At 58.2% G+C, this 17,613-nt stretch carries 19 protein-coding genes and 1 pseudogene; 11 read left to right on the forward strand and 9 right to left on the reverse strand.

The window, feature by feature from the left end:
• Positions 1-707 precede the first annotated feature (707 nt).
• The 7 genes from IVA75_RS34330 (at position 708) to IVA75_RS34360 (ending at position 3,848) form a co-directional block, all read left to right on the forward strand.
• The gene (locus IVA75_RS34330) at positions 708-896 is read left to right on the forward strand and encodes a hypothetical protein (RefSeq protein WP_247284135.1); all 189 of its coding nucleotides are present in this window, start codon (positions 708-710) and stop codon (positions 894-896) included.
• Positions 897-1,075: 179 nt separating this feature from the next.
• Entirely contained in the window at positions 1,076-1,216 is a 141-nt protein-coding gene (locus IVA75_RS34335; protein ID WP_247284137.1) for a hypothetical protein, read from the forward strand.
• Positions 1,217-1,771: 555 nt separating this feature from the next.
• Entirely contained in the window at positions 1,772-1,990 is a 219-nt protein-coding gene (locus IVA75_RS34340; protein WP_247284139.1) for a hypothetical protein, read from the forward strand.
• Positions 1,991-2,154: 164 nt separating this feature from the next.
• Entirely contained in the window at positions 2,155-2,583 is a 429-nt protein-coding gene (locus IVA75_RS34345) for a hypothetical protein (protein ID WP_247284158.1), read from the forward strand.
• A 65-nt stretch (positions 2,584-2,648) separates the two neighbouring features.
• Complete coding sequence (locus tag IVA75_RS34350; RefSeq protein WP_247284160.1) at positions 2,649-2,918, forward strand: hypothetical protein; 270 nt, start codon at positions 2,649-2,651, stop codon at positions 2,916-2,918.
• 137 nt (positions 2,919-3,055) lie between these two features.
• Positions 3,056-3,559, forward strand: a complete 504-nt coding sequence (locus IVA75_RS34355) for a hypothetical protein (protein ID WP_247284162.1) — start codon at positions 3,056-3,058, stop codon at positions 3,557-3,559.
• 28 nt (positions 3,560-3,587) lie between these two features.
• Complete coding sequence (locus IVA75_RS34360) at positions 3,588-3,848, forward strand: hypothetical protein (RefSeq protein ID WP_247284164.1); 261 nt, start codon at positions 3,588-3,590, stop codon at positions 3,846-3,848.
• A gap of 39 nt (positions 3,849-3,887) precedes the next feature.
• Here IVA75_RS34360 and IVA75_RS34365 read toward each other — a convergent pair whose 3' ends face one another.
• From IVA75_RS34365 to IVA75_RS34385, 5 genes are all read right to left on the reverse strand, one after another.
• Positions 3,888-4,295, reverse strand: coding sequence for a hypothetical protein (locus IVA75_RS34365; RefSeq protein WP_247284166.1), 408 nt, complete (start codon positions 4,293-4,295; stop codon positions 3,888-3,890).
• Between the two features lie 222 nt (positions 4,296-4,517).
• A complete protein-coding gene (locus tag IVA75_RS34370; RefSeq protein WP_247284169.1) occupies positions 4,518-4,937 on the reverse strand; it encodes a hypothetical protein in 420 nt (139 codons plus the stop codon).
• Entirely contained in the window at positions 4,934-5,395 is a 462-nt protein-coding gene (locus IVA75_RS34375; protein ID WP_247284171.1) for a hypothetical protein, read from the reverse strand. The genes IVA75_RS34370 and IVA75_RS34375 overlap by 4 nt, the downstream gene beginning before the upstream one ends.
• A gap of 64 nt (positions 5,396-5,459) precedes the next feature.
• Positions 5,460-5,939 carry a hypothetical protein gene (locus IVA75_RS34380; protein WP_247284173.1) on the reverse strand — a complete coding sequence of 160 codons (480 nt, stop codon included), beginning with the start codon at positions 5,937-5,939 and terminating at the stop codon, positions 5,460-5,462.
• A 286-nt stretch (positions 5,940-6,225) separates the two neighbouring features.
• On the reverse strand, positions 6,226-6,690 hold the full coding sequence (locus tag IVA75_RS34385) for a hypothetical protein (RefSeq protein WP_247284183.1): 465 nt from the start codon (positions 6,688-6,690) through the stop codon (positions 6,226-6,228).
• Between IVA75_RS34385 and IVA75_RS34390 the strand changes: the two genes are divergently transcribed.
• Positions 6,689-7,930 (forward strand): cytochrome P450, encoded by a 1,242-nt coding sequence (locus IVA75_RS34390; RefSeq protein WP_247284194.1) that lies wholly within the window; start codon positions 6,689-6,691, stop codon positions 7,928-7,930. The two genes, IVA75_RS34385 and IVA75_RS34390, sit on opposite strands and share 2 nt — an antisense overlap.
• A gap of 652 nt (positions 7,931-8,582) precedes the next feature.
• Here IVA75_RS34390 and IVA75_RS34395 read toward each other — a convergent pair.
• Entirely contained in the window at positions 8,583-11,051 is a 2,469-nt protein-coding gene (locus IVA75_RS34395; protein WP_247284196.1) for an ATP-binding protein, read from the reverse strand.
• The gene (locus IVA75_RS34400) at positions 11,038-11,238 is read right to left on the reverse strand and encodes a hypothetical protein (RefSeq protein WP_247284198.1); all 201 of its coding nucleotides are present in this window, start codon (positions 11,236-11,238) and stop codon (positions 11,038-11,040) included. The genes IVA75_RS34395 and IVA75_RS34400 overlap by 14 nt, the downstream gene beginning before the upstream one ends.
• Before the next feature lie 1,124 nt (positions 11,239-12,362).
• On the opposite strand from IVA75_RS34400, the gene IVA75_RS34405 reads away from it, so the two are divergent.
• The gene (locus IVA75_RS34405) at positions 12,363-13,286 is read left to right on the forward strand and encodes a hypothetical protein (RefSeq protein WP_247284249.1); all 924 of its coding nucleotides are present in this window, start codon (positions 12,363-12,365) and stop codon (positions 13,284-13,286) included.
• On the opposite strand, the gene IVA75_RS34410 is transcribed toward IVA75_RS34405, so the two are convergent.
• Both IVA75_RS34410 and IVA75_RS34415 read right to left on the reverse strand, forming a co-directional pair.
• Positions 13,225-13,503, reverse strand: a complete 279-nt coding sequence (locus IVA75_RS34410; protein ID WP_247284201.1) for an alkaline phosphatase family protein — start codon at positions 13,501-13,503, stop codon at positions 13,225-13,227. The genes IVA75_RS34405 and IVA75_RS34410 overlap by 62 nt on opposite strands.
• A gap of 998 nt (positions 13,504-14,501) precedes the next feature.
• Entirely contained in the window at positions 14,502-15,914 is a 1,413-nt protein-coding gene (locus tag IVA75_RS34415) for an MATE family efflux transporter (RefSeq protein WP_247284203.1), read from the reverse strand.
• 1,083 nt (positions 15,915-16,997) lie between these two features.
• Here IVA75_RS34415 and IVA75_RS34420 point away from each other — a divergent pair.
• Together IVA75_RS34420 and IVA75_RS34425 are read left to right on the forward strand one after the other, a co-directional pair.
• Positions 16,998-17,255, forward strand: coding sequence for a hypothetical protein (locus tag IVA75_RS34420; protein WP_247284205.1), 258 nt, complete (start codon positions 16,998-17,000; stop codon positions 17,253-17,255).
• A gap of 98 nt (positions 17,256-17,353) precedes the next feature.
• Positions 17,354-17,559 (forward strand): annotated as a pseudogene (locus IVA75_RS34425) (cold-shock protein).
• Positions 17,560-17,613 lie beyond the last annotated feature (54 nt).

The following is a 17,613-nucleotide window of genomic DNA, read 5'->3' on the forward strand; positions in this document are numbered from 1 at the left end:
CAGTCGGGCCGCAGCAGTCGGCCGGCGCTCTGTGCCGCCGCTCTCTGTTCTGTACTGCGACTATGGTTGTATTTTGGCCTACTCTCCCCTGAGGGAGTGAACGCTAGACCTGCCGCCCGTATGGGCAGGTAGCCTCAACTTTCGGCGAACGATGATATTCGCGCCGTGCTAGCTTTCGGCATTCCCGCACGGTTGGCGGAGGAAGCGGACCGGCACCGGACAAAGTGCAAAGTTCAATGCGGCTAAAAATGTGCGCTGTTTCACAAAAGTGCACAGACTGCCGGGCTAAAGTCATACACGCTTACTTTCCCTCGTACGTTGCGCCTGCACTATTTTTTGGCTTTCATTGTTTTGTGTTGGAGGCATTGATGAAGAGCTCTCGCGGTCTCCTTTTTGCCCAGCGGTTGAACGAACTCAATTCTCGGCTCTCAGAATTGGAAGAACTTCGAGAGCGGATCAAAGAAGCGGAGCGACGCGCCTGCGGTGCACCGTCACTACAATCGACACCAAAACTCCGAAGTCTCGCGAATATCGATATCTGTCCTGACACTCGTAACCGGGCACGCGCCGCTTCTATGCGACGGACTTCCCGAAGGGCGCGACCGGCGCCCTAATGGAGTGGCCGGATTCACCTATGAAAATGCTGGAACTGGAGAGGACTGCGACGCTGCGGCCATTCCAATCGTCCAAGTATTGCAGGTCGCTCCATGGTTTCAGCCGATCAGTCGAACGAGAACACCGTTGTCGCTACGCAGTTGCCGATCGCGGGCAATTGGCGCCTTTTCGAGTGGATTTGGGGAGTGAGCTTTTTCCTCAGCATCATGCTGGCGATGGCGGGATGGCTCTACGTGCTGGGCACGCTTTCCATCAAAGTTGTCTATTGGCTAGCTTCCTAGCAGCTTCGCGCGACGCGCCCATTGCCGTGAAGATTACCATTAAAATTTGACCGAGATTTTAGAACCGTCCTTCAGCGGTCTTCCGGTGCGCTGTTTGAGCATTCATCAGTGGAGGCACTCATGAGATATCTACCTGACCATGGCCTGCCCCTTGTTCAACTCAAAGAGCGTCGCCGCGAATGGTCGTGGCGCTGCAGAGCCGCATCGGCCCGATCAGCGATGACGAACTGCAGAAGATTGCAGCCATACAGCAGACCAGCTCAGCTTTCGAGGATGTCATCGCAGATCTCGACACGGAATGCCTTGATCGGGCGGCTTGAGACGAGCCAATCAGGCTTGCGCACGCCCCGGATCTGGATAAGGATCATGCCGCTACCGGCTCGCGTATTGGGTGGCCGCCCCACCTTTTATTAGGACCATTGGCAGGCCGCCGTCATCCCCAGGATGACGGCGGTATGATTCAGGGGCGACGAGCTAGCCTAGTAGCGCGAGCACTCTCAATGCCGCGCAGCCGATCATTCCCCAAATCGCAAGGCTAATCAGCAGCGCATCGCTCATCGCATCCATCCTGCGTATCCCCTGGTGCAGAGTGGCGGTGGTTCGAAGAAGTGACCAGAAATTCCCGTTGTGCGCCGCAAGGCCAGCACGTACTCGCCTCCCAACGAGAGAGCCAATACCCTGAGAGAGTGGAAGGACTGCCATCTGCGCGAACCAGATCGCATCGACAGTCGCGCAGATGACGACAATCTTACGCAATAACCTTTACGAACAAACTATGCGTCTACTTACCGAGGAGAGCGAACCGCATGTTGCTAGCCAACATAGATTCAGCCAAAGACTAACACTGGCTGGAGGCAAGGCCGAGGGAACGGCTGATGCCAAGAACTATCCAGGAACAACTGGACCAGGTGGAACGTGATATCAAACTTTACACTGAATTCGATAAGGCCGAAAAAGCTCGCTTCGATCGCGAGTGTTACCTCTGGACCGCGGAAGACCGCATCGAGTGGCAGGAGACGCAGCTTTCCAATGCTCAATATCTTCGCGAACTAAACGACGGGCGCGTTGCGTTGCTTAAGCGGCTAAAGGGGTGAGCGGCTGTTGGCGCAGCGCGGTGCCCTGAAGGGAGTGGACCGCCTGTCCTGAGGGAGTGGACGGTTGGCGAGGGGAGATTTACGCTGCGATTGTCCAGCCGAGAGGAACCCTAAGTAACTTTCTCACGTAAACACTTCTAAGATGGCATTTTCGGAGAAGACCCATGGCCAACGCGAACCTCGCAAACCCGTTTGCCAGCTGCTCAATGAAGCTGAAGCGCGCTCATTCCCATACGGAGGCTTTCGCGAGAGAGTTTAAGGCACTCGACGGGACTGATTTTGCTGGAATGTATGTAAATTATAATCGCGCCAGCGGTGATTTCGACCTTAAGTGGGGCGGATCGCAGCCCTTCATTGTCGATCTACAACTCACCGTCGCAGACTCGCTTTACAATCTTCGGTCGGCATTGGACCAAGCAGCATGTGTATGCGCAGAATTAGGCGGCCAAGCTGCAGACGGAACGTACTTCCCGCATGGGAAAGATGCGGCACATTTCGAAAAGAATTTAGAGAAGCAATGTCGCAGGGTACCCCAACATTTCGTGCAGATTATTCGTGAATGCGAGCCATACTGTGGGGCAAGGGATACCTAATCCGTGCCCTGCACGAGCTAAACATCGTAGACAAGCATCGCCGTCTTATCCAGCAAGATTTCGCGATGCAAGAGGTGCATATCGATCAACAAATCGAATCGACCCCCGAAGGTCTTGTCATCCTTCCGCCCGTGCATTGGAGCAGCGAAGCGGCCGCGAAAGATGAAGACACCATCGAAAACTCAAAAGACGGAGTGCGTTTTAGCTGTTCGCTCTCGTTTGGAGAAGTCGAAGTCCTCCGAAGCCGGCCGGTCCGAGTAGTGATGGAAGAAATGGCGGCCTGCGTTCAGCAGATTATCGAAAAGCTAGGAAAATCCGCTCTCTCGCAGCCATGACCATACCGAAATGCCTGCACCTATGTGCTTCGTTTGATGCACCGCCCTGGGAGATTGTTCTCGGAAAGGCACTGTCCAGAAGGGAGTGGACACAGCTTGCTCAGGGCTCGTAGGATCAAGCACTCAGGAGAGGCCAGATGCCTGTTGCAAAGCCCTTTCACCGGAATTTTCGAGGAATCGCAGATGGACCGAACTCGGGTTACAGCAGCTTGGCCTACATCCTCGATCGCGACTACGCGAGAGACGCCGAACATTATGTTCGTGCACTGACACTGATCCAGGACGATCTTCGTTCAATATTCGAATACGTCGAACCAAGCGCCGAGTGCATGAGCGCCTACTCGTTCCGGATCCACTCGCTCTTCATGCGGACCTGCATCGAGATTGAAGCAAATTTCAAGGTGATCCTAGCCGAGAACAATTGCAGCCGCAGCGGCCGGCAATTGAATATGGTCGACTATCGAAGGGTAGATGCTACACACCACCTGTCGTCCTACGAAGTCATGTTACCTATTTGGAGCGGTTCGCCGCCGACCTTGCGACCTTTCGAACAGTGGCGACCTCTACGTGGACTTCCGAGTCCCCACGGAAAGGGCAATCCCAATTTCCTGGTACCAAGATTACAACACCAGCAAGCATGATAGGCACGATGCTTTCAAGAAGGCTAATTTGAAGAATCTGATCCTGTCCGTCGCCGGTCTGCTGGTGATCGTCACGTCTCAGTTTGGTGCACACGATTTCGGCGCTGGCACACCAGCAATTGTTTGGTCCAACGGCTATCAGCCGATGCGCGCTTCGATCGGCGAGCTATTCAGAGTCAACTATCCCACCGACTGGGCCGAAGATGAAATCTACGACTTCAACTGGTCGGATATCAAAGATCAACCGAACCGGTTCGGGCGCATCGACTTCGACGCCATACCCGCTTAAGCGACGTGACGCGCGATGGACGATGCACGAATAGTCAAACTAGCTCTTCGATTCAGCTCGCCTCAGGCCCAAAGCGCTCAACGAGGCGGCCAGTGTCTCTTGAGCCTGTTGCGTCGTGTAGCTGTCTCGCGTCGTCATGGTTACGATCAGAGCTGCCGCTGCCGCGATAGCTTCTGCTTCACTGACTGGCCCAGCCACCCCCTGCACAGGCCAGGTCGCAACTGGCATATTGCCTGGCAAACTCTGAATTACCGAGAGTTCGCCGCCGTCGTAGGGACGACCGCCAAACCAGTACGTTGCCGCATCGCCGATGTCGCCGCTTTGATTCGTCGGCTGGCTGACATTCTGCGAGACGGCCGGATTGTCTCCTACCCAAAGGGCGAGCACGACGTTGATTGCGTTCTTGTTCGCAGCAGAAATAAGAGTGACACCATAGTGAGCGGTCATGATCAGGGGTTCCTTCGCGACATGAGATAGGAGGCCAGGACCGCTGGTTTGGTGGCACTCAGTGGCTTGGTGATAAGTAAGGCCGCTCCGATCCCGGTCCAATAGTTTGACGGAGTGGCGAGCGCGCGAGCAAACAGAGCGACGCGGGCTGCCGCCGTTGCGGGCGTCCCGGGCAAGCTCCCTTCCTGCGCTCCGTCCATGAACAGCACAGTGCCAGCGGAGCTATAGGCCCCTCTGATCACCCGGTCCTGAGAATAGCGTGGTGCCGCCGACAGAGACGTTGCCGCCGCCGGTTCCGAAAACCGTTCGGCCGTAGACTGGCGTGGCGATCCTTCCGATCGTGCGAGCGTCGCTTTGAGACGCGTTGGCATAGCCGAACAGATCGAAAAACGTTGCGCCGGCCACAAGATTGTCGTTCTGCGCCAGCGACCACAATTCGCCGCCCGCGTCCCCTGCCGGCAGGCCGGTGAGCAGCGCGGCGTCTGTGCACACCAGACAGTCGTCGATACCGTCAGAGGTTAAACCCGGGGAACCGTTGAACGAAGTGCTGGAAAACACCGGCTGCGCTGCCCCCGAAGCTTGAACCGCGCTGCATCCAGCGACGATGTCCCGCCAAGAAGAAACCCCCGTCGCAATCGTCATGCCGCCGTTCGCGACCCAATAGTGCGCGTCAGCGTCCACCATGCAAGCAGATCATAGCCGAGCGCCACTACGGGATTGTAGGCGTTCACTCCCCCAAGGAGTGTGTACAGGTCAGTGAAGTTCGCCTGCGTCGCGGCGCGCAACTGATCGCTTGAGAGCCCGGCATTTAGATAGCGCGCGACCGGCAGCAGCAAGCCGCTGGCCACGATCGCATAGGCCGGCACGAAGACAGGAACTCCGGTGAGCCCCTGCGCCTTCACCGCAGCATAGAGGTCCGCAAAATTGGCCCGCGTAAAGTCCAGCACCTGGCTGTCAGAAAGCCCGCTGTTCAGAAGCCGCTGCACCAGGTTGGTACCGTACTCGGAATTCAAAGCGGCATAGAGCTCCACGAAGTCGGCCTGCACTGCCGCCCGGATCTGCTCGCGGGAGAGCCCGATGTTTAAATTTTGCTGCGTCATGTTAAGCGGTCGATCTCAGGATGTCGTTGAGCGACGCAAACCGAAACTCCTTCAGCGCGCTGCTTCAGTCGCGTTGATGACTTCGACGCCGACGGCGCGTGCGGCCTCGTCCCAGCCTGCAAAGCCCGGAACGAATTCGCGCTAATAGATCTCGGAATCGCGGGCCGAGCCCTTGTACTCGTCGTGGCAGTGCTCCCGGTCCTACCCGCGTCGCGCCGAGCGCGATCGCCAGGCCATCCCAGTTCGCCACCAGCTGGCGCCGCGGCTCGTACCAGCCGGAATCCGTGAAGAACAGCACGCTCGCCCAGGGCGCCAGCACGGCCGACAAGTTGATGGCGATCGACCGCCGGCCGCGCACACGCTGGCAGATCTCCGCCATGAGGCTCGGGCCCCACGCCAGGCAGAAAATCGTCTCGCCCTTGAACAACCAGGCGTAGTTGTCTTTTCCGGTATGCTTCAACCCAGGAGTCCGTTCCAAGCGGCCGACCGCCACGATGTGCGAGCACGCTTGCCCAGTCACGTGTTCCAGCAACAGCGCATGCATCCTCCCCGGTGTAGGGCGGGCTGGCGGGCGGGGGCGTCTTTTCACTTCCGCACGTTCCGATCCCTGTACTGCCGGAGAAGCGCAGAGCGTCGCGCCAGAGGCGCCGTGCCTAACTATTGACGAGCTCCTGGCACAGATCGGGAGCCCCGTCACACGCCTGACCACACGAGCGAGCTAGACGATGCCGTTTATCAAGGAAGTAAAGTGGGAGCACGTTCCTAGCAGCACCAGCGGCGAGGATAGTAAATGGTGAAGCCGCTGCGGCCAAGGCCGTGCTTGGATCGGATCAGTTGGCTATTTGACGGCGCGCAAGGCGCCGAAGGAATTGTTGCTTTGGTCTTTGACATGCCGCTGGAACATTGCCCAAGCGCGGTCCAAACATCTCCATCTTCTGTTTGATTGAACGCGCGACCGCGACCACCGCGTCGGTCCCCTGCCCGATCGCGTTGTTCAGATTGAGCATGCCGAAGTCAGGCCTTATTTTGCAGCGGCCACAATTTAAGCGGGCCGCCGCGACTCTTCCGCAATGAGACGTGGCCGACTCATCTGGCGGCGTTCCGCTCGCATAGACAAAGTGGCGGCGATCTCGCTCCTGCCGGAACTGGCAGGGGGCGCCGCTCAGTTTTTCGAGTATTCTTTGCCGCTTCGGCGAGAAGCTCTTCCCAGCTGAAGCACTCGGCACGCACTCCATGCGGTTACGACCTGTCGAGATCGGGTTCTTCAAAGAGAAACGGCCAAAGGACACGGTCATGAAAACGCCCTTTAACGTGCGCGGAGGCGAAGATGTGCGCGGCATCCCGTTGAGAGATCTAGATGTAAGCGAACCTAGACGATTTCAAGATGATAGCTTATGGCCCTGCTTCGAGCGGCTGCGAAGGGAAGATCCCGTTCACCACTGCCAAGACAGCCCATACGGACCATATTGGTCGATAACGAGATACCGCGATATCGTGGCCGTCGATACAAATCATAAAATATTCTCGTCAGAGCAAGGTGTCACGATCCTCGACGTGCCCGAGGAACATTGGACACCGAGTTTTATCAAGGCAGGTCCTCCCAAACATGCCGCGCAGCGCAACACCGTAAGTCCGATACTCGCACCGGACAATTTGGAAAAACTCGAGGGATTAATCCGCAGTCGCGCTAGAACAATCCTTGATGGCCTGCCGCGCAATGAAGCCTTCAACTGGGTCGATATGGTCTCGATCGAGTTGACGACGCAGATGCTGGCCACACTTTTCGACTTTCCGTTCGCGGATCGCCGGCTCCTAACGTACTGGTCGGACGTAGCCGTTGCAGCGCCGACGGTTGGGCAGGCGATCGACAGCTGGGGCAAGCGAAGCGCAATCCTGTCCGAGTGTTTGACATATTTTACTCGGCTTTGGCGGGAGCGGATAAATGCCGAGCCACGACTTGATCTCATTTCGATGATGGCGCACTCGTCCGGGACTCGGCATATGGAGCCACGTGAGTTTCTTGGCAATCTCATTCTACTGATCGTGGGGGGCAACGACACCACGCGCAATTCGATCACCGGTGGCCTGCTGTTCATGAACCAGCACCCCTCCGAGCTACGAAAGCTACGAGATAATCCCGCCTTGGTGTCGAGCGCTGTGTCCGAGATTATTCGGTACCAAACGCCCATCGCACATATGCGCCGCAACGCCACCGCGGACATTATCATGGGAGGCAAACAAATCAGGCGAGGCGACAAGGTTGTAATGTGGTACATCTCTGGCAACCGAGACGATGAGGTCATCGAGGACGCCAACAAATTTACGATCGATCGCAAGAACGTGCACCAACATCTCTCGTTCGGATACGGCATCCATCGTTGCCTTGGTCGACATCTCGCGCGGCTGCAGCTTAAAATCCTCTGGGAGGAGATACTGAATAAGCGCATGGAGGTCGAGGTCGTTGGCGATCCGGAGCGCGTTGCATCGAACTTCGTGCACGGTTATTCCGCACTCCCGGTCCGAATCATAGTCTAGGCTGTGACGCCCTGAAATGATGCGTGAGCTACACGGCAGGACCGTCGTCGGGCTCTCTGATGACCAGTTACGCCATTGCACGCGGACTGGCGCGCGCCGCTGAAGATCGCCATCCCGGCTGGAGCCCGCACCTCTTGACCAACTTGGTCCGCCACTACGCTTCGCGTGACGCATCTCTCAAAGGCATCAAGTCCATGTCCGGGAACTCTGTCACAATCGGGTTCAGACCGGAGCACGGGCGTATAAGATGATAGGTAAGCGGCAACGAGACCCGCAAGCCGGAACCTTTGGTCGCAGCGGTCCTCCGGTGCCGGCTTATCGCTTCGAAGACAGCCGGTCCGGCGAATGCACTGTTCGCGATTCAGTGGCCTTCTGCCCGCAGAAGCCGGCCGCCGACCGGCGTGCGGCCTGATCCTGAACCCCTGCGGCCATTATCGTCGGCACCAACCCCAGGTGCAGCGCCCATCATCATAGCGGTGTCAAGCCACAATGAATGCGCGATCATCGCGATCCGTCATCGGCGCTGCCGGTCGATTCAGAGCCCGCGCGGGGCGACGAGCGGACCAACTTCACCGCATGATCCGGCCTCGAGGGTGCGTGGCCACAGGTTCACATACACGCGTCAGCGACGGTCTGGGCCGGGCGAGGAGCATCAGTTCTTCTTCGGGACGAGGTTGAGACTGACAGCGCTGCAACTGCAGCGGAGCACTTCCTTGTCACCCTTGATAGGCGAAACGCAGAGGAATTCGCCGCAATCGGTGTTGGGGCACTGCATCAGTTGAAGCAATTGTTGAAACGAACTCACGACCGCAGCGAATTCCTTCGATTGCAGGTCCGCCCAGGCGTTGTAGTGAACCGCCTTGTTGATCATCCACTCTTCGGACTTTGTCGACGCCACCCGCTTTTTGGATTCTATCTGGAGCGCTTCGGCATCCTGAATATTTTTCCCCCACGAGGAGGCGGAGTCGCGCGCCTCTTTGAGACGGGCCTTCCATGCGGCTAACACCCCGGGCCAGAGATCGCCCAGGTCGTATTGTCCGTTTCCATGATATTCGATGCGAGCGCGCAGATTATCCGCAAGGATCGTCGAGGTGAACTCCAGATAGCGTCGCAAAGTCCCTGCCGCCAAAAATACATTGTCATTGGCGAGGTGTTTCTGGATCTGCGTCCAGACGTGACCCTCGTTCCAGACCTGTGGGCCACTGTCGACCGTCCAGCCGCCAAAGCTAAGAGTGCTCTGAACCAGCTTTTCGCTCTGCATGAACTTGAGCCACACGCCGTCGTGAGTGGTCAGGACAAACTGCGTGTTTGGAAATTTCTGCTTCAGGAGCGCGCAAACCTCACGACGATGGCCGGCGTCGACCGACATCAGCACATCGTCGAGGACGGCAAGCGTAAATCCATCGCCGAGCGTGTGCTTCACCAGTGCAAGATAGAGGCAAAGCCCCATGCCATCCTGATGGCCCTCGCTGTGGTAGGCCCCGGGAGGAAATCTGCCTCGTCCGTAAAAGTCGACATCGAAGGCCAGTTTGCCGAATGATGCAGAGAGCTTGCCCTCGAAATTGGCCTCATCGTCGCGGTTGATGAAACTGTAGTATTCGGTGAAGTCCTTCTGCACCTTGTCGTAGATGCCTTCCAACATTGCGGTGCTGACCGTACCGTAGTGGCTAAACACCGCAGAAGCTGTTTCGGCCTGCTGGGCCGCGATATTGAGGGTCTGCTGCGTCCCACGGCATTGATCGTATTTCTCCTGGGCGACGATCAAGAATTCCTTGGCTTCTTGCTCCTTTGAAGGGTCGGAGAGCGTTTCGATATAGGCCGCCAGACGATCGGCGGGCTGAAGCAACTCGACCGCGGGCGATGCCCCCAGTCGACCAAGGGCTTGCAGCGCGTGGGCGAACGCTGCCGGGTCCCGGACGACCTTGTCTAGTGTGTCGCGGTCACCGTCGAGGGCCTTTGCGTGGGACCGCAGCGACGTGGCATCTATAGGAGGACTGGCCTTTTCGCACCATTCGGCCACTTTGCCCGCGTCAAGCGCCATCGCCCGCAGGTGAGCCGCGAGGGGGTCGATCGCCAGGGCCAGTTGCTTCAATGCCGTCGAGGCTGCATCTGCCTTTGCGATCTTCTCTTGAAGATGTGTTGCCAGGAGGGCCATCTCCCAGGGACCGTCGCACAGTGGACAAGCGTCTCCTTCGACCAGCTCAAGACCCCGCTCAACCAAAGCGCGCTGCTTGACACCCCTTAACAGGGCCGGATCGTCCGTGAGCTGGGCGAGAGCGGCGACTGCATCCGACTTTGCGCCAGTTATGGTTATTTCCTGCGAGACAGCCAGCCTCTTCAGGAAGCTCGCAAGGTCATTCTTGGCGCCGAGCTTGGAGAATGGCTGCGACGCCTCGTGCTCGGCATCTGGATTGATGCCTACCTTCAAGGCATTTTCCGGCGCGAGGTCCGCCACAGGATCGAGCTTCAGCACAGCTCGACGAGCATTTACAGAAGCAAGCAGATCAGTTTTGTTTGGAGTGGCAATGCCGAGATGGTGAAAGAAATCGGACTTGGTCCGCCGATCCTCCACCTCGGCCCTTCCGTGGTCGCGTTTTGCATCGTTGGCGACGCGTTGGAGTGAGACCCGCAGCTTTTCGAGCTGATCAAGGCGCAGCAGCTCTTGGACGTATTGTGATCGTTTGCCTGCAGGAACGAGAATATATTTGATGATTTCTCGACGAGACAGGGCAAACTCAGGATGGGTTTCGAGCTGCGCTAGAAGCGCCCTGGTTTCAGCACTGCTCGGCTTGAGTACCGCGGCGCCTGGATTCTTGACGCTCCGCTCGATCATGAAGCTCTTTTTGAGAGCGGGCGCATAGACCTGCAGGCGAACGAGCGCGGTTTCTGGCTTTTTGCTCGCGTCGACATGTGGAGCGTGCGCCTTGACACTCAGCTCCGCCGTGCCCGCACCGCCGAGACGAGTGATGTTTCCGGTGAGGGCAAATTCGATCGCATCCACGATGCCGCTCTTGCCAGTACCGTTCGGCCCGGCAATGCCAAAACTCCTTCGGCCCAACGAGCGCTTGAGATGACGAATTCCACGGAACTCGACAATTTCGATTTCTTCAATCTGGATCATTGGTCGGCTCAGCAGCATTGAAAATGGCCGCCCGTAGGCTCTCGGCGTCCAATTGATGATCCGCCAGTGCCTTTCGCAGCGCCGACAAAGACGCCCGCGAAAGGGTTTTCTGGTCCTCGAGCTTTTTCAAGAAGGCATCGACAACGGATGAGACCGTAGATGAAAAGGGAAGATCGTCAGCGGCCATATGGTTGCTATTCCTGGGCTGGCCACCTGCTTCTGTGCGGCAGCGTCAATCGCGAGACGTCTCGACAAACAGCGATTTCGGACGTGGTCCTAGTGGTTGTGCACAATGCGCCACTAATCGCTTACGTTACTAGCCCTGCAAAGCCGCCCAGAACGCTTCTTCAAATGAAATTGAGATTAGAACTGAGCCACCCATCTGGCACAATGAAGCCGACTTGAAAGCGCTGCCTGAAAATCAATCAAGCCGACCGATCGACCATCGGAAAGATCTGCAGTGACCTCGGCTTGAGTTTGACTTGAACTGAGTCAGCGAGCACACCGCGGAGGCCAAGCCGACGCGAACGAAGCAAAGAACGCTGCCCTCCCAAGCTTGACATATTTTCCTGCCCCAGGCCCGTGGCGGGGCTCGTTTTACCCGCCACGGCAGCTGCGAACTAGGCTAGGCGGACGCAATGTTCGCAGCGCGGCCGCCCTCCGGTGCCGGAGGCGAGATTCTGCCGTTCGATGTTATTGCCCTCGGTACACTTGTCGTTGTCGTGATAGACGCTTCGCGCACCAGGCTTCGTTGAATGAAATGGTGAAACTTTCGACATAAATCGGTCCCCGACGGAGATGGGTGCATTTGTTCGTATGTGGTAGCAAACATGGGGGTTTGAATTAGTGCAATGACTCTCGAGCCAGCGCTTAAATTTGGCGCTCCATCGAATTTTTCGACGAATTTCACCATCGGTGGCAGCAGACCGGCGCTTGCGGGACGCAGATCGAGCTTGAGTTATGTCAGTTATTGGGACGCCCCACGACGCCAGCAAAATCAAGATAGACTGCCTCACCGACCTGCACACGACGAAGGTGCTGCCGGTATGCACCGGGAAGCCCGATATTTCCTCGCACGATTGTGGGACTGGCGCGCCAAAGACGATGGCAGCGATCAGCTTTGTCGATCGGCAGTTGCGCCGCGTGCTCGGTAGGAGGCTGAGGGCGCCTCCCTTGGCGTGCACCTGATCGCCGCCTCCGATCATGGACATGTGACGGTGCATGCGCGGGCCGATCTATTTGAGACGCTCGAGGCTGCCGGGCTGCGCTGCGGCCCGGCACCGGCGGCCGGCATCGATGCCATCGTCATACTTGGCCAAGTCGGAGCAATTTACCGCCGAGCCATCGGACGCCGTTATCCGCCGCACAGTAGGATCGATGATCGAGCGGCCCTGGTGTGGTCCGGTGCTTACCGCGGGTGGCGCGGCCTATGGCATTGCAGCGGCCAGCTTTGCCCGCCATTTGGTGTTCGCCGACCATGCCCTATCGGCGGACATTCTGTTCTCGTTCCGGTCGGATGGTCTCGATCCATTTGGCGTTATGGGCCGCACCTTGAGTGCGGATGGGGCGGTCGGCTTCGGAGTGCACGGCGGGTGGCATGCCAACGAGATGTCGTCGGTCGGCATTTTGGCGGGACCGCTGATCGAAAAACGCTTCGTCTCGCAACTTCCCTCAGGCATTTGCGACATTGCGCCGACAGTGCTCGGTCTTCTGGGCCTTTCGCGACGGGCAACGATGACCGCTCGTGCGCTCGCAGAGATCTTTATCGATGATGGACAGGACGTACCTCGTACGGTTGAAAAGATATGCGAGACCAGCAGCGGAAGGAGAGGATTGCGACGTCGGGCCGAATTTGAGGCCAGATTACGTCGAGGAACGCTGAAGTCAGGAAGGCTTGAGAGGCAAGATCTGGGTTGCCGGCGGGGGGACGCCGCAGGCGTCGGCGCCAGCAGGGTCTCCACTCGTCTGAGCATCTCGGCGGAGGTCGCGATGCAAGGGAAGTGGCCGGAGAGCGTCACTTGTCCGAGCTTTCGAGCTTTATGGTTCAGCAGGCGCCTTGCCCCCGCCGAGTTGGAAGCGAGGACTGAGAAGGTTCTGCCGTTCGCCGCGAGGATCTCACCAAGTGATGGCACACCGACTAGATGGCCCTTGCTCGCGGCATCAAGGTGCTCGATCAGGCGCGCATCGCTCGTGTCGACAGAGCGCGGTATGGGCGACTGCCTGTCGAGATATTGATCTCAATGATGCCGTGGCGATCAGGCGTCGCGCCAGTGACGAGGCTCGTGAGCGCTATTCGTGTTTCGCTGGGCGAGACGGTGCGCTGCCTAGCCAGCACAGCACCGCGGCGCTGGAGCCTGACCAGTTTCGGCGTCAATGATGGTTTGACGAGATCGGGTCGAATCCCATCGAACAGCACGATGAGAACCCGATTCCGGATCGGTCGGTCGAACATGTAAAACTTTCGTCTAACTGGAACGTAGCGGACTGGGAGCGACCAGGACCTGGCTGGCGCAGCCCAGCGCCATCGACTTGGAGCCGAGGCTGATCGCTAGCACGAGCGCAATGCGGGTATGGCGCTCCCAGCCATGCTGACCAAAGCCCGGCCAGCGCGACGGCCGCTCCCGAGCCGGGATTAGCGGCGTGCGAGCGCCAGCAGCTCTCCTCAGCTGTAGATCGGCCCGGCTTGTCTAAAACGGAGGCTGCGGCGTCAGTGGTTTGGTCTGATCATGATCGCCTGATGCACCTCTGCGGGCACAGCGTGAAGACACGGAAATCATCACAGGCCCCGAGGATCGCCCAATTCCGGCGAGGACGTCAGGTAGGATGTCCAGCAAGCCGTCGATAGCACGGCCCCGCAAGCAAGCGTAGCAAATGCCGCGTCCAGGAGAACCTGCTCGCGCCCTAGCCGATCCTGATCTGGTCGACGTCGCCTGAGCCAGCAAGCGTGATCGATGCTGCCGGCAGATCGTTTTGCCTGGCGGCTTGATTCCTGCGAATGCGATGCATCTCGTGTGCTTCGCATTTCACAGCTGTGGCGCTCGCAGACACCGGTGGGCGTCTCGAAAATTGATATGCCCCGACTAAGCGTGATCGTATCGACGCCCGGTGCGCTGGGCTGCTCGATTTTGCCGGCGTTGCTCTCGAAGGGAGGGACCCGTTGAGCCATTCTGGCAGGAGTGACAAGTTGGAAAGCCTGCAAATCGCCAGGGACGCCTTGAGGACTCCTACTCGCACTCGAACGAGCTAACCACACTTTGGCTATCGTTTTTTGAAATGAAATGATCGAAAAATATGATGCTAGTTGAGTTACTATTTCGTTCTTATGTTATCCCTGCAGTCGCGCCGTGACGCGAAACCTTCAATTTTCAGTCCGGGCGTTCGCCCCGGTCACAACCGCACGGGCAAGCACCCGGGCATATCGTCGCCGCTGGCATCAGTGATGCGCGCGCCTCAGAGAGGGCGACTTGCTAAGTGGCGGAACCGCAGCACGAGGATCGCCGCATAGATTGTGAATCCGGTCGACAAGCCAATCCATATACCGACGGCCCCCAAACCGATCTTCAGACTGAGCCAATAGCTGAGGGAAAAGCCGATCGGCCACCAAGCAATAGTCGCAAACAGCAGCGGCACCCGCGTGTCCTTCAGCCCGCGCAGGCCGCCTGCCGTAATGCACTGGGCGGCGTCAGTGATAAAGAGGGTTGCGCCGACGATGAGGAGCGTTGCAGCGAGGCTGATCGTTGCCTCCGAATCGCGAGCCGTTCTGCCCAGAAACAGCTCCACGACCTCAAAACGCACGATGATCAACGTAAGCGTTAGCGTTGTAGCTATGACCATACCGAGCAACATCGCCGCCAGATTCGCCCGCTTGACGCCTGCACGGTCGTCGCGGCCGGCGGCATGGCCAACGCGCATGGCAGCAGCCGTCCCAATGCCGAGATAAATCATAAACAGGGTCGAGGAAACCTGAACAACAATCTGGTGAGCGGCCAGTGCGCTGTTGCTGATCGAGCCCGCAACGAGCGACGTGGCTACAAATAGTCCCGACTCGATCAATGAAGCGATGGAGATCGGCGTCCCAAATGCGATGAGCTGCCGCATTGCCCGCCAATCGAAACGCCAGAGATCCGCAAGCACATGGTACTCACGGAACGGCCGGCGCAGTGCAGCGAACCACAAGCCCGCCAAAAACATGCCGCAGTTGACCAGCGTGGTCGCAAGACCTGCCCCGAACAGTTCCAACCGGGGCAGCCCAAGCTTCCCATAGGCCAGAATATAGACCAACAACGCATTGAGGGGCATGGCGGATAGCGTAATCCAGAAGACTGGCTGTGGCCGATTGACCCCACCCATGAAATTGCGGATAGCCAAAAACGCCAGTGCCGGAGCCGTGCCGAGGGCTAATCCGAAGAGGTATTGCTGGGCGAGCTGCGCCACATCTGGGGTCTGGCCCAAGGCAAGCAGTATTTGCTCTGCTCGCAGCGCCACAGCAATGATCGGGAATGACAGGATCAGGGCCAGCCATAGGCCCATGCGCAGCGAGCGCTGTACCGCGCCTAGATTATTTTCCCCAAACGCCCGCGCCGCCAAAGGCGCAATGGCACTTAGTAGTCCCACGCCGAATGTGACGCTAATGAGATAGAGCCGGCCTGCCAGCGCTGCCGCGGCGAGCGCCTCAGCGCTGATACGCCCGATGAAGGCAAGATCAGTCGTCATCATCGCAACCTGCGCAACCTGCGTCAGCACCATTGGCAACGCGAGCTTCGCGGTTTCACCGAGCTCGATAGAGAAGCGACGGATAGCCGCCCGTCTCGTCCCTTCTGGTCGCGAGATTAATGCCGGCTTTGTCTTGGCTATCTTGTCCATATCATCGGGCCGCCGTTTGCCTCGGCGAACGAAATACCGCTTCTTTCACGGAGTATTACGTTCTGACGTGAATTCGCGGTCAGCCTGCGATGCTGCTCGCGGGCAGCCTCGTGCGACCGCACGTTTAGACGCAAAAACGGACCACGGCTTGGCCGCTGGGCTTCGACCAGCGCGGCGCCGATTTTCGCATGCGATAAGCGCCAAGGAGAGGTTGCAAATGCCGCGCCAGAATTGGCCAATCACCGCAATCGTGCAATGGTAACGCCGCCCATCGGGATGGAGCCAGGTCGATCATGGAGGCGATTCATGCGCAGGCCACTGCGTTGATGCCAAAGATTGGAGGCCCGAAGCGGACCCGATCTATGCCACGAACTGAAGACTTATCATCCCGCAAGCCATCCCTGCACTCCTGAGCAATCGATGGGATCTCACTCTTCAAAGCCCCTCTCACTCTTCAAAGCCCATGCCAACTGCGACGAATTGAATAGATGCTCGCTCTTCTGCAAGCGGACTTGTCGGGAGATCGACAGCACGTCGCAAATAAGACAACCGGCATCGCCTGCTCACCGGCGAGAGGGCGGCGATGCGACCACATGACGAGCGTGATTTCATCCGTTAGGAGGACCTAGCGGGATTGACTCGTTTGCTCGACTAGATCACAGACATCGATATGCAATCACATTGATGAGCTGCGTGGCCTCGATCCCAGGCTTGGCACCTTGGAAAATGACGTGCTCTCGACATTGGTGGCACAAGTTAGGAAGCCATAGACGTCGATCGTGACTTCCCCTTCCTGAGCCTTGCACGGGATTGTCCAGGAAAGGCTGCATATGAATGCGGTACTGTGCTGCCTCGTTAGCCTTATCCGGCAAGGTTTTCGTTTGAAAGCGCTGATGTACGCTACCCGGCCGTGGCTAGTGCCGGTATCGTCGGGAGTTCCTTGAATTTTTGCGTGCGCATGTGAGCTTTCAGCTATCCATACTGAAGATACTTGCCGGCCAGCCGGGCGGCCGAGCCGCTCTTGAAGTCGTCAAACAGCACTTGGCCATCTTTTACACCAGCGGACCCGAGTGGGCAGCGCGCATGAAGCGCATCGCGAGCCGCGAGCCGAACCTCGATATCTTTGGACAAAAGCTCATCGACCGCGAGGTGGGATACTGGACCATCACTGAGGAGGGATGGAAGGTCCTTGAGGCCCTTGAGAAGCTCGATCGATGTGTGGCACAAGGCCAGCCCGAGGCACAGGCCGATGCGCCAGCTGGCGATGAGCGACCGCCATTGCCGGCTGCGCCGCCACGACCGATCGCCCGCAGAAACCGTCCTGGGCGTAAACGGTTGTAGACGCGTGACGGGCGCTCAACGCGAGGGGTTGCGCGGACGTCCTTATGGTCAGGCAGTTCTTCGATTAGATCGCGGAACTTCAGTTTGGAAATAATGCAATCGCATTGGGGACTGTGAAGTGGTTCAACGCGGCCAAGAGATACGGCTTCACCAGCCGGAAGACGGGGGAGCTGGCATCTTCGTTCACATCAGCGCGGTCGAGAAGGCCGGCTACACCAATCTCGCGGAAGGCGTTCGGGTCAGCTACGAGCTGATGGCTGGTCGTTCGGGCAAGATGAGCGCCGAAAATCTGCGCATCGGCTGATCGGCAGCCCTGAGGAATCTGCAAAGCTTTGGCGTTTCTGAGTTAGCTTCTGGC

It is taken from the genome of Bradyrhizobium sp. 134 (assembly GCF_023074155.1).
GTDB lineage: Bacteria > Pseudomonadota > Alphaproteobacteria > Rhizobiales > Xanthobacteraceae > Bradyrhizobium.

Coding starts and splice junctions, on each gene's coding strand:
- IVA75_RS34330 (WP_247284135.1), top strand. CDS start 708: ATGGTTTCAGCCGATCAGTCGAACGAGAACACCGTTGTCGCTACGCAG.
- IVA75_RS34335 (WP_247284137.1), top strand. CDS start 1,076: ATGGTCGTGGCGCTGCAGAGCCGCATCGGCCCGATCAGCGATGACGAA.
- IVA75_RS34340 (WP_247284139.1), top strand. CDS start 1,772: ATGCCAAGAACTATCCAGGAACAACTGGACCAGGTGGAACGTGATATC.
- IVA75_RS34345 (WP_247284158.1), top strand. CDS start 2,155: ATGGCCAACGCGAACCTCGCAAACCCGTTTGCCAGCTGCTCAATGAAG.
- IVA75_RS34350 (WP_247284160.1), top strand. CDS start 2,649: ATGCAAGAGGTGCATATCGATCAACAAATCGAATCGACCCCCGAAGGT.
- IVA75_RS34355 (WP_247284162.1), top strand. CDS start 3,056: ATGCCTGTTGCAAAGCCCTTTCACCGGAATTTTCGAGGAATCGCAGAT.
- IVA75_RS34365 (WP_247284166.1), bottom strand. CDS start 4,295: ATGACCGCTCACTATGGTGTCACTCTTATTTCTGCTGCGAACAAGAAC.
- IVA75_RS34370 (WP_247284169.1), bottom strand. CDS start 4,937: ATGACGATTGCGACGGGGGTTTCTTCTTGGCGGGACATCGTCGCTGGA.
- IVA75_RS34375 (WP_247284171.1), bottom strand. CDS start 5,395: ATGACGCAGCAAAATTTAAACATCGGGCTCTCCCGCGAGCAGATCCGG.
- IVA75_RS34380 (WP_247284173.1), bottom strand. CDS start 5,939: ATGCATGCGCTGTTGCTGGAACACGTGACTGGGCAAGCGTGCTCGCAC.
- IVA75_RS34390 (WP_247284194.1), top strand. CDS start 6,689: ATGAAAACGCCCTTTAACGTGCGCGGAGGCGAAGATGTGCGCGGCATC.
- IVA75_RS34385 (WP_247284183.1), bottom strand. CDS start 6,690: ATGACCGTGTCCTTTGGCCGTTTCTCTTTGAAGAACCCGATCTCGACA.
- IVA75_RS34395 (WP_247284196.1), bottom strand. CDS start 11,051: ATGATCCAGATTGAAGAAATCGAAATTGTCGAGTTCCGTGGAATTCGT.
- IVA75_RS34400 (WP_247284198.1), bottom strand. CDS start 11,238: ATGGCCGCTGACGATCTTCCCTTTTCATCTACGGTCTCATCCGTTGTC.
- IVA75_RS34410 (WP_247284201.1), bottom strand. CDS start 13,503: ATGTTCGACCGACCGATCCGGAATCGGGTTCTCATCGTGCTGTTCGAT.
- IVA75_RS34415 (WP_247284203.1), bottom strand. CDS start 15,914: ATGGACAAGATAGCCAAGACAAAGCCGGCATTAATCTCGCGACCAGAA.
- IVA75_RS34420 (WP_247284205.1), top strand. CDS start 16,998: ATGAAGCGCATCGCGAGCCGCGAGCCGAACCTCGATATCTTTGGACAA.